The following is a 26,093-nucleotide window of genomic DNA, read 5'->3' as shown; positions in this document are numbered from 1 at the left end:
TCAAAACAAAGACGTTAAAAATCTAAACCTACGTAAATGGGACTGCCCTTCTTGTCGTACACACCATGATAGGGATATTAACGCAAGTATTAATCTAAAGAATGAAGCGATAAGGCTTCTAACCACAAGGACTGTGGAGCTAGCCTAATCAATTAGAGTTCGTTAGAACTCTTTACTTAGGAATCCCTCACTTCTAAACGAAGTGAAAGTGGGGGTAGTTCAATGGAGAAAGCATACTGTTAGTCTCACCTCTTCTTTTTTAACGAATTCTGTCATTGTACAAGGGAAAGATGATAAAGAAAGGGATGTGTTGCACCATTTGGTTAAAAAGGTATCTAGATGAAAGAGATGATGAGGGGCTGTATTCGTCGTGCTTTCACGCCTGAATATTCCGAGTTTCTCCGCAATAATATTTTCAGGTGCCATAGCTTTGCGCGAAAATTTTCTTTTGATACGAAGATTCTTCTGGAATGAGTCGCTAAAGAAATCACTGGGGCAAACGCGATACAGATTGTAGATAGCATCGGCGAAACACTTCGTGAAAAATGAAGCAATGCTAAGAGAAATAGAGAAAAAAGCGGGTGCATTTTTCGGTAAGAAAAACTTTAAAACGAGCCTTATGCAATCTATTATCATGCTTACTATTCAATAGGAAAAAATGCCTGTCACTCCCTGAGAAATGTCGAAGCTACAAAATTCATTCGACATTTCCAGGATGATGACAATGGATTATTTTTTATAATTCTATTTTCTGGTCACCACGTTTTTCTAGGTTTTTAGCAGTATTACTTTGGTCAACATCCTTTTGGTCTTTAAAGGTGCCCATGAGAAAATCATAGGCTGGGTTCGTGACACCATACCAGTAATTTTCATTTTTGAAGTGATGCCATAAATGAACCTTTTTCATCCATCGCCCCCATGGTGATATTGGTTGAAGGGGGCGATGCGCGATATAATGCTTCCACTCATAAAATAATAAAAAGAGCATAATACCTGCAATAAATGCGTTTGTCATGACAAAGCTGGATGAAAGAAAATAAAAAATCGCTCCTGAAATTGCAATGTTTGGCACACTATACCATAAGGGTAAAAATAATAAATGTAATTCATTCGGATTTGTATGGTGATCATAATGTAGGCGCTTAAGTATTTTTAATAAGAATGCATTCTTTGGTGGCTTTAGATGAAAAATAAACCTGTGAGTAGCGTACTCAGCTAAGGAATACATAATCATTCCCAAAATAAAAGCACCCCAAATTCCGATAGAGGTTAAATGTAAAATCATAAATCCAAAACTAGCGAAGAAAAGACAGCTCATGATCAAAATATCAGGATAGGAAAAATATTCTTTAAAATATTTTAGTTTCATTTATCACGCCTCCAGCTTTCTTTATTTTTTTCTATCTTTCCAGAGAGCCAAGCTTTTCTCCAATGTTGTCTTACACAATCTTTCCGCTTCAATTGCATCTCCCTTTAATGCAGCTTTTAATAAGTCGTGATAATAGTTGAAGGACAACCCACGATGATCTTTTACAGAAAAATATCTTTTCGCCATATCTACATAAATGGAATCGAAGCTATTTAAAATGAGTAGAAAGATCGGATTGGCAGCAAGCCCAGCACACCTTTTTTGCAAATACCAATCAAATGCTGCATAGCTTTCTGCACTATCTTCAAGTTGCTCAAGATTAGCAAGGAGAGCAACCACTTTAGGTTGATTAAACGTAACAGCATCACGAATATAAGTCGGAGTCAACGAACTTCTAAATTCTAATAAATACATTATAAATTCATCTGTAATGGTATGATGATTCTCAACAATATTAATAAGTGTCGTTAGATTCCCATTGCTCCAATAATCATTAATAATCGCTGGCATTCCTTTTCTTCCTGTTATCCATCCACTCCTTTCTAAACGTTGAAGCGCCTCCCGAATAGTTGGGCGACCAACACCAAATTCTTTCGCAAGTTCTCTTTCCGGCGGTAAAGTACTTCCTACAGAATAAACACCAGCCAATATGGATCTAATTAATTCATTCTCAATTTTATCTGAGGAGCGTTCCTTTTCTTTCAAGCCATCGTCCCCTTTATTTTTTGGTAATACATGTTGAAGATATTGGTAATACCAAAAATTATATAACGTGTTTGAATTTTCCGTCAATAAGATTCATTAAAAAAGAGGAAACCATTTTCAAAGTGGTTTCCTCTTTTTTGCTTACATAGACTCGATTATCATTTGTCTTTCATACCATTTTGTTAACTTATCATTAACACTGTTTGAAATCCGTTTCATTTTCTTATTACAGAATCTCGATAGTGTAGCAGGGGATAAGCCTAACTCATCTGCTATTTCGCGCATTGTTCTATTTTGATGCATATGTTGGTGCATAATTTTCTCTCTAATTAGCTCCTCAGTACTTACTGTACTATGAGCTATCGTATTTATAATCACATTATTTTCTTGCTTATCCGGAGTATCAATTACCTTTTTCTTTGCCAAACTCCCGATATTATCCATTAACTCTTTTGGTGGTAAAATGATGATTCCTAATTTTGAGTAATAATTCTTAAACCAGTTCCGTTCTCCAATTCTTGATTCATCAATTTCCTCAGCGTACTCCCAATGTGAAATAACTTTTTCTTTTTCTAAATCTATTAATACATTTTCTAATTGCTCACGAATACGGTGGGGGCGTCCCTTAGCTATATTAATCCCCATAACAGACAATAGTCCTTTTTCTCCATCAATTGAATATGGTCTTTTTAAATTACTGTACTGTTGTCGAATTCTCCATTGCCAAGATAAATAGCGAATTAGTCGCTTGTGGAATTTGTGTCGATAACTATTATACTCCAATGCTTTTTTAGATAATAACGCTGTTGTGCTACTAGATCCGTATAAATACATCGACAAAAAGCTACCTGGCTTTATTCTACAAGATTCAATACCTACGTAATCATTGGTATTTTTATCTCTCCAAAGAACTACAGAATCTAAAACGAAAAGTCTTTTAATTATTTCACGTTTCATTTCAAATTGCTCACCAGTTTCTGCACGATCATTTAAAACCACGACTTCATTATCGTCATTTAAATAAATAAAGATACTCGCCAAAGCTGCTATACGTTGTGCAATTTTAATTTTATCTTCTGCACGATAATACTCTATACCATTTGCTGATGCTTTTGGAATATTACACATATCTAGTACATTTTCATAGCTGAAATCAATAAAATCATCTGGAGATTTCGCTTGATTCAACCATTGTATTGTAATTGTATCTAAACAGTCTGCGGTAAGATCATCCATATTACTAATAACACCATCGACTAGTATTGACCATCTTTCTGCTTCATTAGTATTTACTAGCCTTAAATCTTCATCCTTATGTGACGACAGCTGAGCAACTCCGCTTGTATTTTTAGTTTCTAATGGTAAAACAGATACTGCTCCTACTTCATCTTCTTCAAAGTGATTCTTGGCTATACCATCTCGTAGTTGATAATATACCGCATCATTACTTACAGGATAGTAATCCTCTTGTAGGTCAATTGAATGCTCTTTTAACTTTTCATCGGTTGTATTAGATATTATAGACGTTTCAACTTCTTCAGACGTACCTCCAAATTCTTGCTCTATTATTTTATCGAGTACATTTCGAATCTCAATTTTATATTTATCTAGATTTGCGTATATATGCAATAATGAAATCCCTTGTTCTTGTTTCTGGCCTAACCAAGAGACAAGAGCTGAAAATGAAGGGGATATATTAGCTGAAGTTACTACTTTGTCATGATTTCCCTGTACTTCCTCATAATATCTATTCCACTTTTCCCATAGCTGCGTGTTCTTTTCATACATTGGTGCAGCAAGTAAAAGGGCATCGCTAAACAACACTAATACTTTCTCCATATTCAAAAACCTCCTTACTAAGTTCCCACCAATTAGAATTATAAATTATAGAACTTGAGACGTTATAGCTATATGGTGGCAACATAGCATATAAGTTGAAACGTTATCAGAATAATCTATATCGAGAAATGATTTATCGAACAGTATTTGTCCTATCAAGTAAACATTCTTGTACTTGTATTATATAAGACTGTACTTATTTGTAAAATTACTACTTTACACTACAATCTCCATGCGGGAAACCCATTCGGTATTAAATAGTGTAAATCATACTTTTAAAGTGAAACGTAATTGTCCCTTTTCTTACAAATGAAATAAAACATTATAGCGTTATGATAACAATTACTTTCTTACCAAGAAACATCGATGATTTGCTGGTTTCATCTAAAAAATTATTTGTATCATTCTATACAATGATACAAATACCCTTACTTTTATGAAACGTCATAGCTACATTGTGGCAAGTACTCCTTAGAACTTGAAACGTTTTAGCTTTATAGTGGCAAGTATATTCGAAACAAAAAATACCGATAAACTGTTGATTTCCACTTCACAAGCATTAACGTTATTTCATACTTCGACACAGATACCTCTACTTTTATGAAACATTATAGCTGCATTGTGGCAGTTACTATTGAAAACTTGAAACGCTTTAGCTTTATGATGGCAAGTATATCCTGAACAAGAAATACCAATGAATTTTTGGATTTCATTTAACAAGAATTAACGTTATTCCATATATCAGCACGAATGCCTCTCTTTTATGAAACCCCTTAGCTACATTGTGGCAAGTACTATTGAAGACTTGAAACGCTTTAGCTTTATGATGGCAAGTATATTCTGAACAAGAAATACCAATGAATTTTTGGATTTCATTTAACAAGAATTAACGTTATTCCATATATCGGCACGAATACCTTTACTTTTATGAAACATCATAGCTACATTGTGGCAGTTACTATTAAAAACTTGAAACGTTATAGCTATATGGTGGCAACAACTCTTTAAATCTGAAACATAAACGCACTAAAATCTGTTCATATAAAAAAAATATTTTTTATTTAAATTAGTGCTAAACATTGATATAAAGCCATTCTTTAAAAAAACTAAAAAGTCCCAATGAAATGCTATAGCTATATGATGGCAACAACTTTTTTTAAAAAAAAACCTATGAATCCATATGTAACAAGGGTTTAGGTACATTTCAAGCGCAATGAAACATTGATTTCAAACATGAAACGCCATAGCTTTATGATGGCAACAATCTAAAAAAAACATGAAACGTATATAGCTATATGATGGCAATAGTCCCTTGACGTAAATTAACATGAAAACGCTATACCACAACATTTATGAATGAATTCTACACATTATTTAGTCATTTCAAAATATGAAACGTTATAGCTATATGATGGCAACAACTTTTAGACAAAAGTACTAAAAAACCTATCATATCAAGGTTTATGTGCTGTTTCATTCATTTCAGATACGTTTCATATTCAAAATACCTTATAGCTTTATGGTGGCCAAAAGATTTTTTTTGTGAAACGTTGAATCCCTTGTGCCTCTAAGGCTGAGGCAGCGTTTCACATTTTTGATTTTCCTCTTAAAGAGACACATTTCACCAAGATTCGATTTGATATAATCAAAATTGAATTTTTATATCCTATTTAGGTAAAAACTGAAACTCATAATAAGAGGGGGTGAAAAAGATGGCTAAACCTTTCGTTATAAAGAACAAACGTAGTTTAAATGGTGAAACAACAACTCCAGTATTAGTAACAATTAAAGCATGGCAAAAATTAGTGGAAGCTTTAGAAGGCAAATACTATAGCTTTAAAGATACATATCTAGAAGATATCGTAAATTCAATGTCTTACGAGGAACGAATTGCAGATGAAGAAGGGTTTGTTGAAAAAGCCAAACCATCTTTTTCACTTCAAATGAAAAATCTCTTCACTAAAGCAAATGGTAGAAAGCATAAGCTATATGGTATTACTAATGCAGATCTAGAAGTATTTCTATTTCTACATAAAAAATGTAATACCTATGGTGAACTTTCTCATGTTTCCATTCACATGCTTTGGGAGGACTACAAAAACTATAAAGAAGTATTTGCACATATTCATCATTCGCAATTCTATGTTGCGTTGAAAAAGCTTAGCTTACACAACATCATTGAAATTGAGAATGAATACAGTGGTAAATATAAAATTACATTAACTGATTTTATGAACAAGGAAACGAATAAAGCGAATCCTTACACGTTTATCAGCCCAATTGTATTTACAAAAGAGTTCTTCGATTTATCCATTGCTGCTAAAAAGCTATTTATTGATATCGCAATGCAGCAAAAACGAGAAACTACTTTGAAACGTTCACTATACAAATTTGATGAACAAGGACAACAGACTCATTTTGGCGGTATGTATCGCTTCTTACATAAGAAATACCCACATCAGATACGTTCTGTAATGGCTGAATTAACAACTAAATCAACTGCTACTGGATCTTCTTTGTTTAAAATTTGCAAATTAGAAAAAGGGAAAAAGAATAAAAAGCAGTATACAACACTGCATTTATCTGTACACCCTGATTTCCTGTGTAATAAGGAAATAGGGGAAGAGTATCGCGATCCATTTACACCAAGACTTACATATAAACGTAAAGCTAAGTTCATTGAAGAATCATTAGTTGAAATGAATATTGCAGAATTTACAAAAGATATAAACCAATTTGTAAATGTCTTAAAACATTCCTGTCATCGTCAAATCCGCCAAGTGATTCGTGGATTACGTGAAATGATTGATAGACAAGAGGGTTTCCCTAAAAACCTTGTTTATACACTAAGCAAATTATTAAAGCAGTCTTCTCAATATCGCGTATTAGATACAGCTGCTAAAACAGGTATTTATTCTCTGATTACACATAATGTGCCGAGAGAGAAACAAGAAGATGCGGTATTTAAATTCGGTACTCACTTCGCTATATATTCATTACAAAATGTTAAGAAGTTATTCTGTAAAGCGCATGACCTTCTTCATGCTACATATGCGGTTCCTGTGACTGAAGAAGCATACCATCGTAATTATATGCAGTATCAAGAAGAAACACTATTTAGGAAGTATGCTTTTGAGCAAGGAGTAAATGTTAACGCATATATTGCATTAGAAATTAAAATTCGTGAATTATTAAAATCTCATGGCCATAAAGAACATCATATTCCAAGTGATATTCGCGAACTGTTCATTGAAAAAATAGATAGATTGCCTAAGGAAAAAATCCGCGTAATTGAAGTTCCTAAAGACTTTAATTTGATCGATTTTCTTCATTCCTTAGAAGCTTATTACCGTAAAAATAGTGAAACACCATGCACGGTAGATCAGCTGCTTCCTGCAATGTAAAATTACATGCTCTCCTTTTTTGAAAAATCAAAGACGGAGGGCTATTCGTGCTGAAATTAGAAATTAAATTCGTACTATCCAAACATAAAAAAGAGAGATTCTTAAATTTGAGTTAGAATACCTCTCTTTTTTTATACACTTTTATACAAAATTCCTAAAATATAATCAGTAATTCACAATTTTACTTTACTTTTTTCTGAACATTCGTTCTCTTACTGGGATTTAATCTACTAAAAATCGTAAATATATATATAAATTCAGTGGATATCTTAATAATATTGTCCAAATGTGTACAATAAAATAGCTCAAAGCTTTATTTATAAACGTTTTATATATAAATCTACTTAAAATCAGAATGTTTTTTGTTAATAATGTTGATTTACTGAATTATGTCTATAACTTACTTCTAAATGTTAATAAAATGTGGGTTATTTTATAGCGTATGTGGAAATCATGTTATTAATTTAAGCAAGACTGCCATTAATCTTATATACACTTTTACGCATCAAAATAATGCTGATTATATGTAGGTTAAGTAATTCAACTTTATGATATTTTGTATATTTAGAGCGGCGTAAAACGCAATAAATACATTTCCAATAAGTGTTCTTTTCGATTTTTTATGGTTCTATAACTTTGCAGACACTGTTATTACTGAGTTTGTAAGCCATTTTTCATAAGTATAATAGTTTTATCTTTATATTCTTTTTATATAAAAGATATATATTATATTAGGTTTTAACGTACTATCCGAAAAATGCGCATTTCTTGATTATCTAAAAGGTAGTAGTCTTTCACTAAGTAACAAATAAATTTAAATACTTGAAGATACTGATGGTATGATTTTACAAAAGATGTGTAATCAGTATGAAAAGGAAAATTAGTTTAAATAGAAGCATTATCAGTATGAACTAAAGGGAAGAGAGATATTAATTGCTCAGACAACAATTATACGCTGAGTTTATCCATATAGGCCTTAATTAGAAGAGACAATACAATATCATCTTAAATGAACAAACAACTCATGAGGAGTCGATAAAACCTATATTAGAGTAAAAAGAAAACTTATTTTGTCGAACAAGTCTGTCTAAGATCAAAAACACTTTATTCATAAAATGTTTGGTTTAGCTTCATATGCTAGAAATTCACAGGATTCTTTTTATATATTGAAAATATGCTAAGCTTCCTGAAAAAATGACAAAAAATATAGAATATTATATTTAATAAATCTTGTTTTAGAAATTAAAATAAATAAAAACATTAGAATTAATTTTTCACCTTTCATACTTACTACAGCAAGCTATTGAAGATTTAAGCTTAGTAAATTTCAAAGTTAATCCATTGGTAAATAAATGAATATTCAGTATCTATCAAATGTAATTTCTATAGTAGAGTTACCTGGAAACTGATAATAGTTTACAGAAAACGAGTACGGCTATTGAAGATTTTTTTGTTGAAAAATACTAAGATTATAGAAAACTATAAGAAGATATGAAAAATAACCTTGCTATATATAATTATTTTAAACAAGGTTATTTTTCATTGGATTTTTTAAAATTTATCTGTTCTCTTCTAAAAAATTAAAGAAAACAAACTTACGATTATTATTTGCATCCAAAAGCGAGTTTGTCCTTTGGGTATTACGTTATCTACGTTCTTAATTCTGTTTAGATTTTTGATTAAAAATCTTTATGAAATGCACAGGATTGCAATGGTTTCAGCTTTATTAAACTGAAACCATTGCAATCATTCTTCAAAATCCCATCTTGTGAAGCGATCGATATCAGATGGCAGTCTTAAAGCAATTATGTACGCATCATTTTCGGAAAGGTATGTTAATTCTTGACTCAAAATGTAATAATATGCTTTTTTCTGATCATCACTTAAGTAATCGTTTAAGTCATGTAATATCGAGAAGAAAAAGTCAATAGTGTGTTACGAATCATCTAAAAAAAAGAAAAGGAAACATGGCGAGTTACAAGTGTAGAAAAACTCAATATGAAAGTTTTATAACAAAAAAAGGTGAGGTGAGAGTGTGATAGGTACAATCAGTAGGAAGAGTGAAAGAATCAATTTGAGAAGAAATAAGTCGTGGATCTACCTAGCAATTATCAGCTTTCTATTTTTAGGTTTTTCCGCTTTCTTCACATCTAAAATTCACATGCCGAACGATGAAAGACTATTCCATACGGCAACAAATAAAGTAATCAAGTTGTCGGGAATGGGGAAATTGATTGTAGAACAAAGGGAGTATAATCCACATAAAAACTTCATTGAAATTCGATTTCGGATAGAAGGATATGAGGAAACAGAATTTACGTTTCAGGCACAAGAAAAAGCAAAACCAGGTGTTCAATTACCTGTCAAAGTGTTGTATGAAGAGAACGGAAATTACGTGATAGAAGTCAAAGAATTATCTCCAAATTGGAGAGCGTTAACTTTAGATATATATAATAAAAAACAGTGAAAAAGAACAAATGGATATTCGCAAATTCACACAAGATGTTAACGAATATGAAGATGAAAATACAAGTACAAAGAGTCCCAATAAACTTGTTCAGACGATTTTTACCGATCAAAGAAAAATAAAAGCAAATGATGAATTGTTAGCTGAAGATAAAAAAACATATGAGATAGATTTTATAGAAAGAGACAAGAAAGATTTAGAAACAAAGATTAAATATTATGGGAAGGTAATCAAGCTTGAAGAAGAAAATGGGAAGACAGTTTATGAGAAAGTAAAAGAACTAAAAGATGAAATGAAGTACCAAACCGGAGCGGAAAAAACGAAAACCCAATCGAAAATATCATCTTTAGAATCCAAAATAAAATCATCAGAAAAGAACGTTGAATTGTTTGAAGGAGAGTAAAAAAAATGCGAGAGATAAGATCAAAAAATTAGAGCAAAAGGCACAAGAAATTAATAAAAATTGAAAAAAGACATAGGGACACGATGGAGACATTGAGAAGAAAAAGAGGGACATGAACGAGACATGTAGAAAAAATAACGGGACGTGATGGAGACGTTAACGGAAAATATGGGGACATAAGGGGGACATTCAGTTTCTTTTCTTGTTCCCATCGTTTCGCTAGGCTCCGCCTAGCTTCACACCATGGGTGGGAACAAAAACCCCTTATGCTCTTCTCACTATTTTTTGATCTCTACCCACAATTGCAGAAAGGAGAGGGAAAAGTGGAAATCAGAATTAGAGAAGTAGATCCAATTGCCGTAAAGAAAATAGATGAAATTGCAAAGAGGAAAGGATTATCCAGGCAGAAATTTTTGAAAGACCAAATTGAAATGCTGGCTTTTTTTCAGCAACAAAATAAAAGAGAAATGGAATTAGAAAATATCATCCAAAAGAACATCCATATGATGAATGATTGTTATAGCGAAATGAAAAAAATGAATGAGTTTATTCAAATGATGATGCAGGATGATGAAAATGAGTAGTACGGTTCCAGTTCAATCTTCCAGCACGCCAGGTTTTGTTTTAAAAACAAAATTTGTGTTATCAAGTTCAGATGCCTTTCAGAACTATATTGAGTATGTAGACCGGGAAGAAGCACAAAGTGAAGTGAAGTTGAATCCGAAAATGTTTGAGACGTATCAAGAATATATGGTGAATCCAGAAAAGACATCGGCACTGTTTACGGAACACGCAAATCGTTTAACGGAAAGTGAGAAAAAATCCTTAAAGGAAATGTTTAAGACTGATCATGAAAATGGAAGTATTATGTGGCAAGATGTCATTTCTTTTCATAATCCTTGGCTAGAGAAACAAGGCATTTATGATGAGAAAACAAAAAAATCGGATGAAAAAAAGTTAATGGATGTGAAACGGCTTGCGATGAAGGAAATGCATAAAAGAGAAGGGCCAGAAAAAAGTTCTACCTGGTCGGCAGCCATTCATTTTAACACGGATAACATTCATATTCATGTGGCAACTGTTGAACCATTTCCAACGAGAGAACGAGGAAAAAGAAAACCCAAAACATTAGATGCGATGAAGGGGAAAGTGGTAAATAATTTATTGGATCGTAAACAAGAACAAAAATAAACTAATGATTTGATACGAAATAATATGGTGAGAAGTAAAAAAGAGGATTCGGTTTTTGATTGGCGTAACAATCATCTGAAGCCATTCTTTTTATAAATATACAAAAAGTTACCAAATAATAAAAGGCAATGGCGATATAGCTACAATACAATTCAGCCATTGAAGCCGGAAATTGATGAATTAAGCAGGCGATATATTCAACATCATCATAAAAAAGATTACGATCAGTTTCTCCAAAAATTAGATAAAGGAGTTCAAGTTTTTAAAGAAGCATGTGGAGAAGGAAAGTATGATAAGAAGCAATATGAAAATTACATGACGAAAAAAATCAATGATTTGTATAAAAGAATAGGGAACGCCTTTTTACAAGAAATGAAGACATATGATAAAGAACAAAAGAGAATACATCATATGAAGAAATCAAAACCATATCAAAAATTCCAACAGAATGTATCTATTCAGTATTCCATGAAGAAAGTGGAGCGTGCTTTTAAAAGTGAATATGAAAGTTGGAAAAACCAAAAGTATTAAGAGCGGATGCAAAGGGAAAATGCATATGAAAACGAAAGGGGTTAGATTATGGGGAATGAAAAAGTAAGAATGAAGTTATCATTGAGTGAAAACGTCCATCATTATGTTCAAGAGTATATGGAGGAGAATAATATTACACATCCTGGTGATGCCATATCGAAAATTTGTATGGAACATCAAGCATCAAAAAATACAGAATGGTCATTGAATTATATTTCAGAAGTTGTTTCTAAAAATCTTCATGACATATTAAAAAGTGAGCTAACAAAAATTCGTCTTGGTGCAAATAGTGCGGATAGAAATACACAAGTTTTAATTGAATTAATGAATGGGTACTTTTTTGCCAATGACTTAGATTTAGAGAGTATTATTACTACGGATAAAATAGAAGTCGGTGGCGTGAAAATGGCAAAGGAAGTCGTAGCGGAACGAATTAGTCATGCGAGACAAAAACGTCTAGATCATGAAGCATCAAAGAACAATGTAACGTAAGCTACATTGTTTCTTTTTATAAAAAAATAGGAGGTTAGTAGGATGTTATTATTTCATGAAGATATCGCATTAGGAGTCATTAAAGCAATTGGAGAAGGTGAACTAATTTTACTTGTAAAAGATAAAGAATTAACAATTAAAATTACACGAGAACAAGAGGAAGAACTTGCAGTTCATGTTATGAATCAAGAGAATATGTTAGTTCCGGTTAACGTAAAAACTCATGCGCTTTTCTTTGATACAACTGAAAGATGGAATGAAGAAGACATGGAAGAATTGCAAAGAGCTAGCGAAAGAGTAGGAGAAGATCATGAGTAAAAATTATAAGGAAAAGTATCAAACAAAATCACCGGAAGAAAAGAAAGAAGCGGTGCAAGCTTTAACCAAAAAGATGGAAAAAAGCATAGAAGGCTATTTTCGTACACCGGGAGATTTGAAAGATTATTTATCTTTTATGGCAAAATTTTATCACTATTCACCATCTAATATTTCATTAATACAGAGTCAATTTGAAGAAGCCAGAGCCTATTGCACAAGGTAATGTGGAGCAGCCAAGGGCTACAAAAAAATCAAGTAGGAAAAAAGAAACAATGGAAATAGAACGATGAAAAATTTTATAACAGGCAAACCAGATTGAATCATTTTTTGTTACTCAATTGAGAAAACGGAAAGTGATTTTTTTATGTCTACAAGTGAAAGAGGATACATGTAAAAGCCCTCTTTCTTGTTTTTAGAACGAAAGGAGTGAAAAGGAATGGGAAACATTGTGGAAATCGTAGACATTGATTACAGGGGTGTTTGGGCAGAAAAAGAAGATCCAAAAGAACTCATTTTTATCTCATTATCTAAAAAAGAAATTCAAGCCGTTCGTGAAATATTGTTAGAGCAAAAACCATTATATGTGTTCTTACAGAAGGAACTAGAATGGAAGGTCATGTCATGAATGTATGGCTGTTTGCGGACTGTATGTTTCTTGTAGCTGTCTCTTTGAACGTATTGTTGTTATTTGGGCAAAGAATCGTGAAAAAGCTGAGAATCAAGAAACGGAACCATAAAACTGAAATTGCAGATTAATAGGAAAGGACTATGAAACGGAATAGTCCTCTTTTTTATTTCATTTTATAGAGTAAAGGGGGGATTCCGTAATGGCACATGTCAGTACGGAGGATGCGATGAAAGCAAGAAACATAGACTTGATTTCATATCTAGAAGCAAAGGGAGAAACGTTTAAGAAAGAAGGAAACTATTATCGTCATACGGAACATGACAGCCTCATTATTAAAGGAAATCAATACGCCTGGAATAGTCGTGGCGAAAAGGGCTATGGAGCGATTAGCTTTGCGATGATGTACTATGAAATGACATTTCCGCAAGCTGTATTAGACATCAATAAGGATGATTATAAAGAGTTTGATTGCTTAAAAGTTGAAGAAGAACACAAAAAAGGACAGCAGCCTTTCATCTATCCGAAACACTTAGAGGTGCAGAAACAAACAGAGATCAAGCAGTACCTAATTGATGAAAGAAAAATAGAACCTCGCCTGGTGAACTGGCTGATTAAAAAGGATCTCATCGTCCAGGATAAGAAAAACAATGTCGTGTTCAAATGGAGAGAAGAAGGTGGCAAAGGGCAAGTAATTGGAATGAACCGTCAAGGCACTGTAAAAATGGAGAATAAAAGAGGCAGCTTTAAACAAATCGTCCCGAATTATGAAAAAATCAATGCAGGTTTTACGGTTGATGTGGGTAAGCCGGATAAGATCTATTTTTATGAAGATCCAATCGACATGTTATCTCATTGGAGCATTAAACAAAATAATATCCAAAACGCTCGCCTGGTTTCTATGCATGGTTTGAAGTCCAAAACAGTGATTGAATCTTTAATGGATGCGAAAAAAGAAGGGCACGATATTAAAGAGGTCATTATGGCAGTTGATAATGATAAGGCCGGGAAAGACTTCATTCAGACGATGAAATGCTTTGTAGATCTTAAAGAGGATGTTCCAATGCATGAAAAAGATTGGAACGATGTTCGGAAGAAACAAGTGAATGAACAACAACCAAAAGAAACAGCTCAACCAAAGAAAATGAAACCAATCAAAGAGGTGGAGAGAAGTGTCTAATCTACCAGCAATGCCAAATATACTACAGATTTTGATTTGTGGTTTTATCTTTTATGTTCTTTTTCGTATTTGTAAGTTTATGTACCGGAAGATCCAGGAGCGTAGAATGCTGAAGCGAATGGTGAAGTCCGGCATTCGCTATATAGACAAAATGGACGGACATCAATTCGAAGTGTATGTGCGCCCATAAGGGCTTCTGGGGAATCTGCTTTAGCAAGTAGTAGGTATAGACACCCAACAAACCTATCATCAATCAACTTATCCATGAGGGAAACCAAAGGCAACTTATGGCAAGATGAAACTGTTGTGAACAAGGATGAAAGCTAAACTGCTTGAATGACAGTCCAAGGGGGCATATCGAAGCCTATTTCGAAAGGTGACTGATACGAAATAAAACCATGGTACAGGGTTCAGATAGATAACCCTTGTATAGTAGGTGTCCGTGGTTTCCTAGCCATAATAAATGGAAAAGGACGAAAGTCACATCCGATATCACAATACTGCTATGTCCGCAGAAGTACTAAATGGGGATTACCTAAGTTAGAGTGCCATAGAAAATGGCTATCGAGGATGATATCAAGTGTAATAAGCAAGATATGTGGCCCATGAAAATCTAATAAGGTAACGGAGTTCCCGTAGTAGTCTGAAGTGGGGAAAGCCTATCACATGGCGAAGGGGAACAGCTTATCTAGTTTAATACAATTATGGAAGGAGCGAGAGGCTTCATGAGAAATCCAAATGATGTATTAAGCAGTCTAGCGTCTAAGGCAAACAATACTGAGTATAAGTACAAAAGACTGTATAGGAACTTATACAACATAGAGTTTTATCTTTTAGCTTACCACAAGATTAATGCCAAAGAAGGAAGTCTGACTAAAGGTGCAGATGGAAAAACTATTGATGGAGTGAGTATCGAAAGAATACAAAACATAATTGAAGAATTAAGAGAGCAGTCTTATCGACCACACCCTGTTAAAAGAGTGTATATCTCAAAAGCAAAGCAAGGAAAAAGACCGTTAGGAATTCCGTCTTTTGATGATAAACTAGTACAGGAAGTATTGAGATTAATACTCGAAAGTATATACGAGCCACAATTTTTGGAAACATCACATGGTTTTAGATCACAAAGAAGCTGTCATACAGCAATAATAAAAATTCAGAGGCGATTTACTGGTGTGAAATGGTTTGTTGAAGGAGATATAAAGGGATTCTTTGATAATATAAACCATCACATACTTATAGGAATATTAAGAAGAAGAATCGATGATGAAAAATTTATGCCTAATTTCTTCGCTAAATGGATACCGTCTGGTTTGTTTTGAATAGATTTCTTACGAAATATGTACCTAAATCAGTACTTGGATAACTTTGCCCATCCCCCAAAAAGGGGGATGGGCAAAGTTATCCAAGTAAAAAATAAAATTTAAAACACGAATAATGTTTCTTGGCCAAAATTCCTGAATGCCCCAAATTACGAACTTTAACCATTCCTGGTATCCAGCCATTTGAATGCATTTTCCTTTTTCATATCCATCACGCACCTTTTTTAGATTAGTAGTATCAGCATGTCTAAGATTTGTGAATTTATTGCAATTGTCCTGAAGTTTTTGCACCAGAACCCCTTTATTTATATACATAGACAAGAAAAAAACGACAATATATGATAAGAATATCCAAAAAAGTAAAAATATCTTTTCAATTTTTCTACTTATTGTTATAATTCAGTAAGTAAAATAAAAGTTTGTTTTACAATTTTCACAAATTGATAGGGGGAATATAAATGGCTGGACAAATTCGTATGAGCCCAGAGGAGCTTAAAGCAAAAGCAGCTCGTTATGGTAACGGTGGTCAACAAATTGAGGACATTCTACGCGATTTAACAAACTTACAATCAGACTTACGTGGAGAATGGGAAGGTCGTGCATTCGAAGGGTTTGACCGACAATTTATCGAATTAGCACCGAAGGTAAGAAATTTTGCCCAATTACTACATGACATCGAAAGACAATTGAAGGATACAGCAGATGCTGTGGCTCGACATGATCAAGACTTATCCCGTAATTTTGGACTTAGCTAATTACGGTGATGTTTGTTAGTAGATTAGGGGATTTTTCATGCTTTACATAGTAACGGGCGCGAGTAAATTCTCTGAGTAGTGAGCCACGCAGCAAGTGCTGCGTGGTTTATTTATTGGGGTTATTTGTAAAAAAGGGAGAGATGCTGCCATTTTTCTTGGGATTATACTACAAAATAAATATAAATGCTTAGTAAAAAAAGTATAAGGTAGCTTGAAGTTTGTTTGCATCTCTCCCGCATTAGCGGATAGTAAAGCTCCTACTAATGAAAGTTTCACCTTATTGTGGGTATGAAAAGGAGTATCCGTTTTCGCGACTACTAGAAGTAAGCGAATAACAGTATACAGACAAAGAGTTTTACTAGCAGGAGTGGTGATGTGTGAAAAAAATAAAGTGGAGCATAGTATTTTTTATTATACTGACGCTTGCGCTGTCTACTGGAACATCCTTTCTAGCACTGAATCAAGTGAAGAAAGGAAAGAGTGATAAAGAAACACAAAAGATGACGGTTGCGCTGGTTAACGAAGATCAAGGTGCAAACCTGGGTGGCAAAAAGATTGAATTTGGTAATGAATTTATTACGAGTGTGGAAAAAGATAATAAGCACGATTGGTATGTAGTTAGCCGCGGGGTAGCAGAAAGCGGACTATCACGTAACGTCTATAATATGATGATCGTTATTCCGAACGATTTTTCCAAAAAAGCATTATCAATTGAGTCGAATGCGCCGGAAAAGGTGACGCTTAACTACAAGGTAAATACAACTGGTAATAATGATATAAAAGCAGAAGCAGAAAAAACAGCAAGTTCGATACTTGGAGATTTCAACAGCCGAATTATCGATGTTTATTTCGCTAGCATTATCGGAAACTTGCAAAATGCGCAGGATAACATTACAACTTTTGTAAAAAAAGAACAAACTTACACCGATGTGTACAATAAAGAGGTTCATAGCCCGCTAGCTGGTTACACACAGCAGTTTAAAAGTGTTCAAGATCAAACAGGTGTGGCGAAAGGCAGTTTTAAAGGGTTACAAGAGATTTTAAATGGGTTTAGCAACAATTTGAATGAAGGTATGAAATCCAATCAGACCAGTCAGACAGCTTTTGGTGATTTTAATAAAATGAAGGAAGCAAATGGCCTTGTCTTAAAGGATTTCTCGACACAGTTGACTCAGTTTGACCAAAGTATGAATACAACAGATATAATGCAACAATTTGCTAATTTAGAATTAGCGAATAAAGTAATTTACGATCAATTTCAGTTGAAAGAAGAGCAGCCTAATATTTTATCGGATTCAGCTGGTATGCAAAAGTATTTGAGTGATAACAGTGCGAAAATTCGCAGTCACAACACTGAGTTAGCAAATAGACTAGGACCAGAGCTTACGGCATCAATAACTGAAAAGCTAAAGCGGGAAATTTCAAATTCTTCTGAGGGTCATCAAGACGTGTATTTAAATAAATTCTTTGATGCACCGGATAATCGTGCGAATCAAAAGATTCAAGAGGCTATTAATCAGTTACCGTCATTAAATAAAGATGATATTCAAAACATTGGTTTATCAGATGGGACGAAGAAAGAACTGGAAAATGTTATTGATATCACAAATAAATATAATGCGGAAAAACTTTACACACCTGCGCGAGGTACAGATACTATTCCAATGGTGGAAATGATAAAAAAAATTAAAGATAATTTGACGACATCTGGTGTTGAAGTAAACGATAAAGCAGTATTGCCAGCTACGAAAAAAGAAGGGCAATATATCACATTAAATGTACCAGACGATTATGAAGTGACAAGTGTAAAACTGGTTATCGGAAATGAAGCAGATTACACAGAGGAGTACCTTGAAAATAAAAAAGTTGTTTTGCCAGCTACAGACAAAGGCGATTTCGAAATTAAAGCGACATTACGTTTAAAAAATGCTAAAAGTAATATTTCTGTCTTTGAGCCTGTAACTTGGAGTTGGAATTTGACACAAGAGGATACAGATTATGTCATTGATAATCCATCATCTGACATGAAAACAAAACCAACTGAACCGCCTATACTAGGTGAATCACGTACGATTACTTATCAAAATCCTTTGAAGAAGGTAAAAAAAAGTGACAGTCAAACGCAAAATAGTGGCAGCCAGCCAGGTGGAAGTGACAGTCAAACGCAAAATAGTGGTAGCCAGCCAGGTGGAAGTGACAGTCAAACGCAAAATGGTGGTAGCCAGCCAAGTGGAAGTGACGGTCAAACGCAAAATGGTGGTAGCCAGCCAGGTGAAGGTGGCGGTCAAACGCAAAATGGTGGTAGCCAGCCAGGAAAAAGTGATGGGGAGACACAAACAGAACAGCCAGGAAAAAGTGATGGAGAGACACAAACAGAACAGCCAGGAAAAAGTGATGGAGAGACACAAACAGAACAGCCAGGAAAAAGTGATGGAGAGACACAAACAGAGCAGCCCCCTAAAAAAGATGAAGAGACGAATACAGAAGGGGAATGGAAACCTGTAAATAATAATTACATTACTCACCAAGTTATGTCGTCGTTAGATTCGAATGCGACTAATAAGCTTATACAAGCAGTTGAAGATACGATTAAAAATTATCAAAAACTATCTAACATGTATAACTTGTATTACGGGTTTGAGGCATCAGCCGATTTACCGGAGAATTTTAATCAAAAATCACTTACGGATTTAACAGAATCACATCAAAATTCATTATACTACCTGTTCAACAAACGCGATGTGCTTGACTTATTAGCGGAATACATTGCTAAGCAAACGACAGAAGAAGTACAGCAACAAACAAAAGATTTGAAAGACAAAGTAGATGCTTATCTTCAATTGGTTGATGAAGCAGATAAAAATTCTACACATTTAACAGAAGTAATTAAGCAGACAACTGAGCAAGCAAACGCGATGAATACGAATCTTACGCAAACGTTAAAAAATTTAGCAACATGGCGTGAAACAAGCAATAAACTAATCGATCAACAAGGGAAAGTTGTGACAAATAGTGATGGTGAACAAACGGCGACGCTTGCGTTAGACGGGGAATTCAAGTCTATTTTTATACAAAGTCAGACACTCGCTGATCAGTCAAAGGGTAACTTAATATCAACTGACGATGTGTATAAAACGTTTGATAATATTGATGACCAGGCGAAAACGATTCAAGATAGTGGAGATTCGCTAGTTGGTCAGGCGACAAGGCTTTCGGGTGATCTAAGTAAGAAACTAATTGATGATAAAGATTACTTGAAAAATTTCACGAAAGTTCTCGCAAACAGTCGCGTTGGCGATCGACAAAACGAAAATTTATATAGCTTCCTTGCAAACCCAGTGCAAAAGAAAAACGATGGTGTTGTTGTAGCCGCAGATACGTTTACACCATATTTATTAGTACTGATTTGCTTCATTGTTTCTCTATTTACAGCTTATGTAATTTCAAACCAAGAACGAAAACGTATAGAAAAAAGTGCTTTTGAGGAAGAGATGTCATTGGTACTGAAAAACGTACCAACTACGGCTGTTCAAGTTGGTATTGGAATAGTTGAAGGGATTCTAATTGGCGGTATTTCAGGCTATTTATTGAAAATTAGTCATGCAGAATTCCCAGTATGGATCAGCATGTTTACCAGCATTATGTTAGTGCTAGTTCTCATTTCAGGCTACTTATTACGCCAAATGAAAATGGTCGGAATGTTTATTTTGCTAGCCACGTTTAGCCTGTATCTGTTCCTGACAGATGCAGTTGGGTTGAATCTTGATAAAATGTCGACTGCTGCTAAAATACGTGAATTTTCACCGCTTCAATATATTGAGATTATGATTACTGGTTTTGCAAACGACCGAGCAAATTGGTCGACTATTATGTATAGTTTAATGGCAGCTGTCGCTATTGGCCTTGTGGTAAACTTATTCGTCATACGCAAATACCGGGCAGAAGAAAGGGATGAATATGAAGCTGATTCTCATACGAGCTAGTTTCATTACTGTTTTTTTGTTGCTTTTTCTTGCTCCGTCGTCCCTTCACGCTGATACGGGCAGCTATCTTGATCATAACGGAAAGATGGATTTGAAAACGGATCGTGTGGAACAGATGCAACAGGAAAAAGTCGAAAAGGAACAAAAGGAACCCCAAGAAACTGAGCTTGAAAAACACGCACCAGACTTGTTTAAAGAACAAACAAAAGATGTAATTAAAGAGAAGCAGAAACAAATAGAGGGCGAAACGAAAGCATTAAATGACTCATTGTTTGTAACATCAGACAAGAAGGATACAACTGTGAAGGACAGACAAAACAGCTTGTTTGCTCAAAATTATACGATTAGCAACGCTGTTAACGCTGACCAAAACACTAATCAACTAGAAACGGAGCCTATCAGTACACAAATGATAGGAATCCTATCTGGTGTAGTACTAGCAATTTGCTGCGGCATTTATGTTGTAATACGGAAAATTTGGCAGTAAGGGAGAAGGAAGTATGGCAGGACAAACACATATTAATGTCACAATTGACTTTAGTAAATGGGATAGCAGATTATATGATCTGCGTATCCCGACCCACCAGCCCGTCAAACAGCTGCTCATGAACATTGCTGAAGCACTAAAACTTGATGTGATAGAAGTTTCTCGCTGCGCTATTAAGGTTGTTAATAAAGAACTGTTACTCACTGACGATGATCGGTTAATTGATTATCAGGTAACGGACGGGGATATATTAAAAGTTTTGTAGAATTAAAATCTTTCTTTTTAGTTAGGTGAGAGTAACTGACCGTGCATAGAAGCGGTCAGTTACTGCTTTTGCCAAAAAACAAAGCTAGAAAGCAAGAGTGGATCACTTCAACATAGCAGCGACTTATATGTTGAAAAATCAAAATGAATTTATATAGAAAAGAACATGAAAAAGAGGAGTAAGAGACTATGACAGAGAGAACGATTCAGCTAGATTCGATGCAGTATCTATTTGAAACGACTGAGCATATACGGACATTGAAATTATCGAAATCACAGACGCGTGTGAAGGACATGCGGCAACTGGAGTTAATCACAGAAAAATCTAACTTCTTTGTACCGGCTACAGTAGAAGATCATGAAGATATGTTTACATTTGAGTTCAACGTTAAGGGATATACAAAGGAATGGGAAGATGTACACAAACTAGGAAAGAACGATAAATTACGATTATTGCTTAATGTTGCTCGTTTTCAAGAGTGCTTACAAACGCGAAAAACTTTCTTCCTTCATCCAGACAATCTAGTATTTGATGACAATTATATGCCCTATCTAGTTTATCGTGGTATCCGTGATATTGTACCACCGTATCGCTTAGATGATGAGAAGTTTTTACGTCAGTATAAATGTTTAGTTGTCGCAATATTCTCGAAAAAATATAGTTTTGATGAATTGTATTCTGGTTCATTGAACAATGCAAAAGATACAGCATTCGAACGTAATGTCGTTGAGGTTGGTACATTTGATGACCTTGTAAAGTTGTTAAATGAGCATTACAGAAGAGAACAAACGACAACAGAGAAAAATATGCAGCTTGTGCCGAAAAAACGATTCCGTTTATTTAAACGATTATCCATTTTTATGATTGTTGCTTCGATTGTTCTCGCAGTACCGCTTGGCTATTTCAGTTTTGTAAAAATGCCGTATCAAAATAAATTGTTAGAGGCAGATAAGAATTTCTTGGCGACAGACTACGATAAAGTAATTAGCACTTTAAAGGAGCAAGATCCTGAAAAACTACCGGATGCATCTAAATATGTTTTAGCTTCTTCATACGTAAAGGCAGAAAAACTAACAGATGATCAAAAAGCAGCAATTATGAAGAATGTGAGTCTAAAAAGTGATAAAAATTATTTATTATATTGGATTTACAATGGGCGCGGAGATTTCTCTAAGTCTTTAGATCTTGCGAAATATATCGATGATCCGCAATTGATTATGTACGGATTAATTAAACAAATTGAACAAGTGAAAAATGATCCGAAGTTGACTGGTTCAGCGCGTGAAGAAAAAGTACAGAAATATCAGAAACAATTGGAAGATTACCAAAAAAAATATAATACAAATTCCTCAGATGACTTATCAAATAAGAACCCATCAGGAAATAAAGAGAACTAGACATCAAACGAAATAAAAATAAAAGAAACGGGAGATAGAGATGGTACAACTACTAACAATTAGTTACGGTAATCAACTACATAAATGTCATCTTAATCCGAAAAAACGTGAATTAGTCACAATCGGAAATGAATGGTCCGACACAGTTACTTACGCGGACTTGGAAACGCGTGTAGTGGTGAAGTGGGACGGCGAAGCATGGAAACTTGAGGATGAAGCATTACGTGCAAATGAACATGTGACTCTAGATATTACGAAAGAGAAACAAATGCATTTTTACTTAACGGATGCAGGAGAAGAGTATGTGTATGACATGGCGTCCAAGTATAGTATTTCGTTTGGCGCAACGGATCGCGATGATGTGACAATTAAAAATATGACAGCTGCTAACTTGCTGTTTATCCGTGAAACATTGGGAGATTGTTTTAAAGTCGTTGTGAATGACGGCTATGTATATCACAACTTTTTTCGCATGACTGGTGAGGCAATGCTTGAACCAGGCGATCAACTGTATTTTGATGGTGTAACAATCAAAGTTGGGAAAGAAGATATTCAAATATTAGCTTCACCTAATCGCATTACATCAAAATTAACACCTTTAATGGAAGCTGATAATGATTTAGGTGATGAATATCCGAATTATCATCGTTCCCCGCGGATTATTTACCGTGAGCCAGAGGAAAAACTCACGATTGGAAAGCCATCTCACCTACCGTCAAAACCAAGTGAACAACTGGCACAGATGATCGTCCCGCCGATTGTGATGATCGTGTTGACTGTAGTCGTTTCAATCTTTCAGCCCCGCGGGATTTTTATTATCGCATCACTCGGGATGACAGTGGTAACAGTAATTATTGCATTAACCACATATTTAAAGAATTTAAAGAAATACAGAATTGATACGAAAGAACGGAATGAAAGTTATCAAAATTATTTGAAGCAGAAAACGCAAGAATTGTATGCCGCAAGTGAAGAGCAAAGGCACGCTTTAGATTATCACTATCCAAACATTGAACAAATTCGTGATATGGCAGTAAGAGTAGATTCGCAAATCTATGAAAAAACAATGTTCCACCATGATTTCTTGACATATCGGGTTGGATTGGGCCGCGTTGATTCTAGTTTTGAAATTCAGTTTAACAAAGAAGAGTTTACGCAAAACAAAGATGAATTAGTAGAAGCTGCAAGCGGCTTACGTTCGCAATATATGGGTTTAGAGAATGTACCAGTTGTGACCGACTTAGTGAATGGCCCGGTAGGTTATATCGGACAACGAAAATTAGTAATCGAACAGCTGCAAATGCTCGTTATGCAAACAGCTCTGTTTCATAGTTATTATGATTTACAATTCATTACGATTTTCCCAGAAGAAGAAAAAGCAAGCTGGGAGTGGATGCGCTGGTTACCGCATGCGAGTTTACGAGATATTAATGTTCGCGGGTTCGTGTATCATGACCGAAGCCGAGATCAAGTATTGAACAGTTTGTATCAAATCCTGAAGGAACGCAAATTAGCATTAGATGAGAAAGGCAATTCCAATGAAAAAATGTATTTTGCACCTCATTACGTTGTATTGATTACAGATGAAAAACTAATTTTAGATCATAGTGTAATGGAGTTCTTTAACGAAGACCCGAGCGAACTTGGTGTATCTCTCATCTTTGTAGAAGATGTGATGCAAAGTTTACCGGAACATGTGAAAACAGTTATTGATATTCGCGATGCGAAAAACGGGAATGTTATCTTAGAAAAAGGTGAACTAGTGAATCGCCACTTTACGCTCGATTACTTCCCAGATGGTTTCAACAAAGAAGAGCTCTCTCGTGCATTAGCACCGCTGAATCACTTGCAAAACTTAAGAAACAGTATTCCAGAAAGTGTTACATTCCTTGAAATGTACGGCGTCGAAAAAATTCATGAACTAAACATTAAGGGGCGCTGGGCGAAAAACGAAACATTTAAAAGTTTAGCTGTACCGCTGGGCTTACGTGGTAAAGATGACATCGTCAACTTGAACTTACACGAAAAAGCACACGGACCGCATGGATTAGTCGCAGGTACAACAGGGTCTGGTAAATCAGAAATTATTCAATCGTACATTTTATCTTTAGCGGTAAACTTCCATCCGTATGAAGTCGCATTCCTACTGATTGACTATAAGGGCGGCGGAATGGCGAACTTATTCAAGAACTTACCGCATTTATTAGGAACAATTACGAACTTAGACGGCGCTCAAAGTATGCGTGCCCTTGCATCGATTAAAGCAGAATTACAAAAACGTCAACGTCTATTTGGCGAATATGATGTAAACCATATTAACCAATATCAAAAACTATACAAACAAGGCAAAGCGAAAGAAGCAATGCCGCACCTATTCTTAATTTCAGATGAATTTGCTGAGTTAAAATCAGAACAACCTGAATTTATGAAAGAATTAGTATCAACGGCACGTATCGGTCGTTCACTAGGAATCCACTTAATCCTAGCAACGCAAAAACCGAGCGGGGTCGTAGATGACCAAATTTGGAGTAACTCCAAATTCAAATTAGCACTAAAAGTACAAAACGCATCCGACAGTAACGAAATCTTAAAAACACCAGATGCCGCAGAAATTACACTGCCAGGCCGCGCGTACTTACAAGTCGGAAATAACGAAATCTATGAACTGTTCCAAAGTGCATGGAGCGGAGCGGATTATATTGAAAACAAAGAGGACCAAGAACAGCTAGATACGACGATCTATGCGATTAATGAGCTTGGGCAGTATGAGATTTTGAGTGAGGATTTGAGTGGACTCGGAAACAAAACGGAAATCACAACTGTACCGACTGAACTTGATGCGGTTATCGATTATATTCATGATTACACAGAAGAAAATCGAATTGAAGCATTACCAAGACCGTGGTTACCACCGCTTCCAGAGAAAATATTCTTGCAAGACTTACATCCAGTAAACTTTAAAGAAGCATGGTCAGGTGAAAAGAAACCATTACAAGCAACAGTTGGTTTACTAGACCAGCCTGAACTACAAGCACAAACACCGCTTACGTTAGACATAAGTAAAGACGGTCACGTTGCAGTCTTCTCAAGTCCAGGATACGGAAAATCAACGTTCTTACAAACAGTTATTATGGATGTGACACGTCAGCATAGTCCGGAGCATTTGCATGTGTACTTAATCGATCTTGGAACAAATGGTCTTTTACCATTAAAAGGATTACCTCATGTGGCGGATACAATTACAATTGACGAAACAGAAAAATGCTTAAAATTGGTAGAACGATTAAATCAAGAAATGAAAGCTCGTAAGCGCATGTTAAGTCAATATGACGTAGCAAGCTTAGAAATGTATGAAAAAGC

18 protein-coding genes and 6 pseudogenes are annotated in these 26,093 nt (G+C 34.9%); 19 read left to right on the top strand and 5 right to left on the bottom strand.

The features are described from left to right. On the top strand, positions 1-148 hold a 148-nt coding region (locus CQ058_RS27565; protein ID WP_142396421.1), incomplete at its 5' end, for a zinc ribbon domain-containing protein. 588 nt (positions 149-736) lie between these two features. Here CQ058_RS27565 and CQ058_RS27550 read toward each other — a convergent pair. From CQ058_RS27550 to CQ058_RS27540, 3 genes are all read right to left on the bottom strand, one after another. Next, positions 737-1,369, bottom strand: coding sequence for a sterol desaturase family protein (locus CQ058_RS27550; RefSeq protein WP_105590086.1), 633 nt, complete (start codon positions 1,367-1,369; stop codon positions 737-739). A 21-nt stretch (positions 1,370-1,390) separates the two neighbouring features. Then, on the bottom strand, positions 1,391-2,074 hold the full coding sequence (locus tag CQ058_RS27545) for a GntR family transcriptional regulator (protein ID WP_002144339.1): 684 nt from the start codon (positions 2,072-2,074) through the stop codon (positions 1,391-1,393). 141 nt (positions 2,075-2,215) lie between these two features. After that, positions 2,216-3,913: a helix-turn-helix domain-containing protein gene (locus tag CQ058_RS27540; RefSeq protein WP_002191654.1), complete on the bottom strand. Its 1,698-nt coding sequence runs from the start codon at positions 3,911-3,913 to the stop codon at positions 2,216-2,218. A gap of 1,712 nt (positions 3,914-5,625) precedes the next feature. Between CQ058_RS27540 and CQ058_RS27535 the strand changes: the two genes are divergently transcribed. Then, positions 5,626-7,317 carry a hypothetical protein gene (locus CQ058_RS27535; protein WP_002191653.1) on the top strand — a complete coding sequence of 564 codons (1,692 nt, stop codon included), beginning with the start codon at positions 5,626-5,628 and terminating at the stop codon, positions 7,315-7,317. Between the two features lie 1,558 nt (positions 7,318-8,875). On the opposite strand, the pseudogene CQ058_RS32465 reads toward CQ058_RS27535, so the two are convergent. Further along, positions 8,876-9,225 (bottom strand): annotated as a pseudogene (locus CQ058_RS32465) (Replicase RepFR55); the annotation flags it as partial. Between the two features lie 127 nt (positions 9,226-9,352). On the opposite strand from CQ058_RS32465, the pseudogene CQ058_RS32460 reads away from it, so the two are divergent. From CQ058_RS32460 to CQ058_RS27470, 11 genes and pseudogenes are all read left to right on the top strand, one after another. Next, positions 9,353-10,251: pseudogene (locus tag CQ058_RS32460) on the top strand (hypothetical protein). 259 nt (positions 10,252-10,510) lie between these two features. Continuing rightward, positions 10,511-10,771, top strand: coding sequence for a hypothetical protein (locus CQ058_RS27515; RefSeq protein WP_002191650.1), 261 nt, complete (start codon positions 10,511-10,513; stop codon positions 10,769-10,771). Then, positions 10,764-11,909, top strand: a pseudogene (gene mobP2, locus CQ058_RS31940) (MobP2 family relaxase). The gene CQ058_RS27515 and the pseudogene mobP2 overlap by 8 nt, the downstream one beginning before the upstream one ends. 48 nt (positions 11,910-11,957) lie before the next feature. After that, positions 11,958-12,401 (top strand): hypothetical protein, encoded by a 444-nt coding sequence (locus CQ058_RS27500; RefSeq protein ID WP_002191647.1) that lies wholly within the window; start codon positions 11,958-11,960, stop codon positions 12,399-12,401. 42 nt (positions 12,402-12,443) lie between these two features. Next, complete coding sequence (locus CQ058_RS27495; RefSeq protein WP_002191646.1) at positions 12,444-12,719, top strand: hypothetical protein; 276 nt, start codon at positions 12,444-12,446, stop codon at positions 12,717-12,719. Then, positions 12,712-12,927: pseudogene (locus tag CQ058_RS27490) on the top strand (hypothetical protein); the annotation flags it as partial. The gene CQ058_RS27495 and the pseudogene CQ058_RS27490, both read left to right, overlap by 8 nt. 228 nt (positions 12,928-13,155) lie before the next feature. Further along, positions 13,156-13,344 (top strand): hypothetical protein, encoded by a 189-nt coding sequence (locus tag CQ058_RS27485; RefSeq protein ID WP_002193510.1) that lies wholly within the window; start codon positions 13,156-13,158, stop codon positions 13,342-13,344. Continuing rightward, the gene (locus CQ058_RS32455; protein ID WP_258169562.1) at positions 13,341-13,475 is read left to right on the top strand and encodes a hypothetical protein; all 135 of its coding nucleotides are present in this window, start codon (positions 13,341-13,343) and stop codon (positions 13,473-13,475) included. Before CQ058_RS27485 ends, CQ058_RS32455 begins: the two co-directional genes overlap by 4 nt. Positions 13,476-13,546: 71 nt before the next feature. Further along, positions 13,547-14,524 carry a DUF3991 and TOPRIM domain-containing protein gene (locus CQ058_RS27480; protein WP_105590085.1) on the top strand — a complete coding sequence of 326 codons (978 nt, stop codon included), beginning with the start codon at positions 13,547-13,549 and terminating at the stop codon, positions 14,522-14,524. Beyond that, positions 14,517-14,708: pseudogene (locus CQ058_RS27475) on the top strand (restriction endonuclease); the annotation flags it as partial. The gene CQ058_RS27480 and the pseudogene CQ058_RS27475, both read left to right, overlap by 8 nt. Positions 14,709-15,249: 541 nt before the next feature. Continuing rightward, positions 15,250-15,837, top strand: a pseudogene (locus CQ058_RS27470) (reverse transcriptase domain-containing protein); the annotation flags it as partial. Positions 15,838-15,870: 33 nt separating this feature from the next. Here CQ058_RS27470 and CQ058_RS27465 read toward each other — a convergent pair. Next, entirely contained in the window at positions 15,871-16,137 is a 267-nt protein-coding gene (locus CQ058_RS27465; protein ID WP_162208023.1) for a hypothetical protein, read from the bottom strand. Positions 16,138-16,304: 167 nt separating this feature from the next. Here CQ058_RS27465 and CQ058_RS27460 point away from each other — a divergent pair, with 167 nt between their 5' ends. The 6 genes from CQ058_RS27460 to essC form a co-directional block, all read left to right on the top strand. Continuing rightward, positions 16,305-16,601: a WXG100 family type VII secretion target gene (locus CQ058_RS27460; protein WP_000918583.1), complete on the top strand. Its 297-nt coding sequence runs from the start codon at positions 16,305-16,307 to the stop codon at positions 16,599-16,601. 377 nt (positions 16,602-16,978) lie between these two features. Next, on the top strand, positions 16,979-20,584 hold the full coding sequence (esaA, locus tag CQ058_RS27455; RefSeq protein WP_105590084.1) for a type VII secretion protein EsaA: 3,606 nt from the start codon (positions 16,979-16,981) through the stop codon (positions 20,582-20,584). After that, positions 20,559-21,071, top strand: coding sequence for a type VII secretion protein EssA (gene essA / locus CQ058_RS27450; RefSeq protein ID WP_105590083.1), 513 nt, complete (start codon positions 20,559-20,561; stop codon positions 21,069-21,071). Before esaA ends, essA begins: the two co-directional genes overlap by 26 nt. 13 nt (positions 21,072-21,084) lie before the next feature. Further along, positions 21,085-21,336 (top strand): EsaB/YukD family protein, encoded by a 252-nt coding sequence (locus tag CQ058_RS27445; protein WP_000918627.1) that lies wholly within the window; start codon positions 21,085-21,087, stop codon positions 21,334-21,336. A gap of 188 nt (positions 21,337-21,524) precedes the next feature. After that, positions 21,525-22,733 (top strand): type VII secretion protein EssB, encoded by a 1,209-nt coding sequence (essB, locus tag CQ058_RS27440; RefSeq protein ID WP_002191637.1) that lies wholly within the window; start codon positions 21,525-21,527, stop codon positions 22,731-22,733. 40 nt (positions 22,734-22,773) lie between these two features. Continuing rightward, a partial coding sequence (gene essC, locus CQ058_RS27435) for a type VII secretion protein EssC (RefSeq protein ID WP_105590082.1) occupies positions 22,774-26,093 on the top strand: 3,320 nt, incomplete at its 3' end.

It is taken from the genome of Bacillus sp. MYb56 (assembly GCF_002976445.1).
GTDB lineage: Bacteria > Bacillota > Bacilli > Bacillales > Bacillaceae_G > Bacillus_A > Bacillus_A mycoides.
Note: the sequence above shows the minus strand (reverse complement) of the source record. Positions and strands in the feature narration are given on the sequence as shown.

Excerpts from the sequence above, each read along its gene's own strand:
- CQ058_RS27550 (WP_105590086.1), bottom strand. The coding sequence starts at position 1,369 with ATGAAACTAAAATATTTTAAAGAATATTTTTCCTATCCTGATATTTTG.
- CQ058_RS27540 (WP_002191654.1), bottom strand. The coding sequence starts at position 3,913 with ATGGAGAAAGTATTAGTGTTGTTTAGCGATGCCCTTTTACTTGCTGCA.
- CQ058_RS27535 (WP_002191653.1), top strand. The coding sequence starts at position 5,626 with ATGGCTAAACCTTTCGTTATAAAGAACAAACGTAGTTTAAATGGTGAA.
- CQ058_RS27500 (WP_002191647.1), top strand. The coding sequence starts at position 11,958 with ATGGGGAATGAAAAAGTAAGAATGAAGTTATCATTGAGTGAAAACGTC.
- CQ058_RS27495 (WP_002191646.1), top strand. The coding sequence starts at position 12,444 with ATGTTATTATTTCATGAAGATATCGCATTAGGAGTCATTAAAGCAATT.
- CQ058_RS27485 (WP_002193510.1), top strand. The coding sequence starts at position 13,156 with ATGGGAAACATTGTGGAAATCGTAGACATTGATTACAGGGGTGTTTGG.
- CQ058_RS32455 (WP_258169562.1), top strand. The coding sequence starts at position 13,341 with ATGAATGTATGGCTGTTTGCGGACTGTATGTTTCTTGTAGCTGTCTCT.
- CQ058_RS27480 (WP_105590085.1), top strand. The coding sequence starts at position 13,547 with ATGGCACATGTCAGTACGGAGGATGCGATGAAAGCAAGAAACATAGAC.
- CQ058_RS27460 (WP_000918583.1), top strand. The coding sequence starts at position 16,305 with ATGGCTGGACAAATTCGTATGAGCCCAGAGGAGCTTAAAGCAAAAGCA.
- essA (WP_105590083.1), top strand. The coding sequence starts at position 20,559 with ATGAAGCTGATTCTCATACGAGCTAGTTTCATTACTGTTTTTTTGTTG.
- CQ058_RS27445 (WP_000918627.1), top strand. The coding sequence starts at position 21,085 with ATGGCAGGACAAACACATATTAATGTCACAATTGACTTTAGTAAATGG.
- essB (WP_002191637.1), top strand. The coding sequence starts at position 21,525 with ATGACAGAGAGAACGATTCAGCTAGATTCGATGCAGTATCTATTTGAA.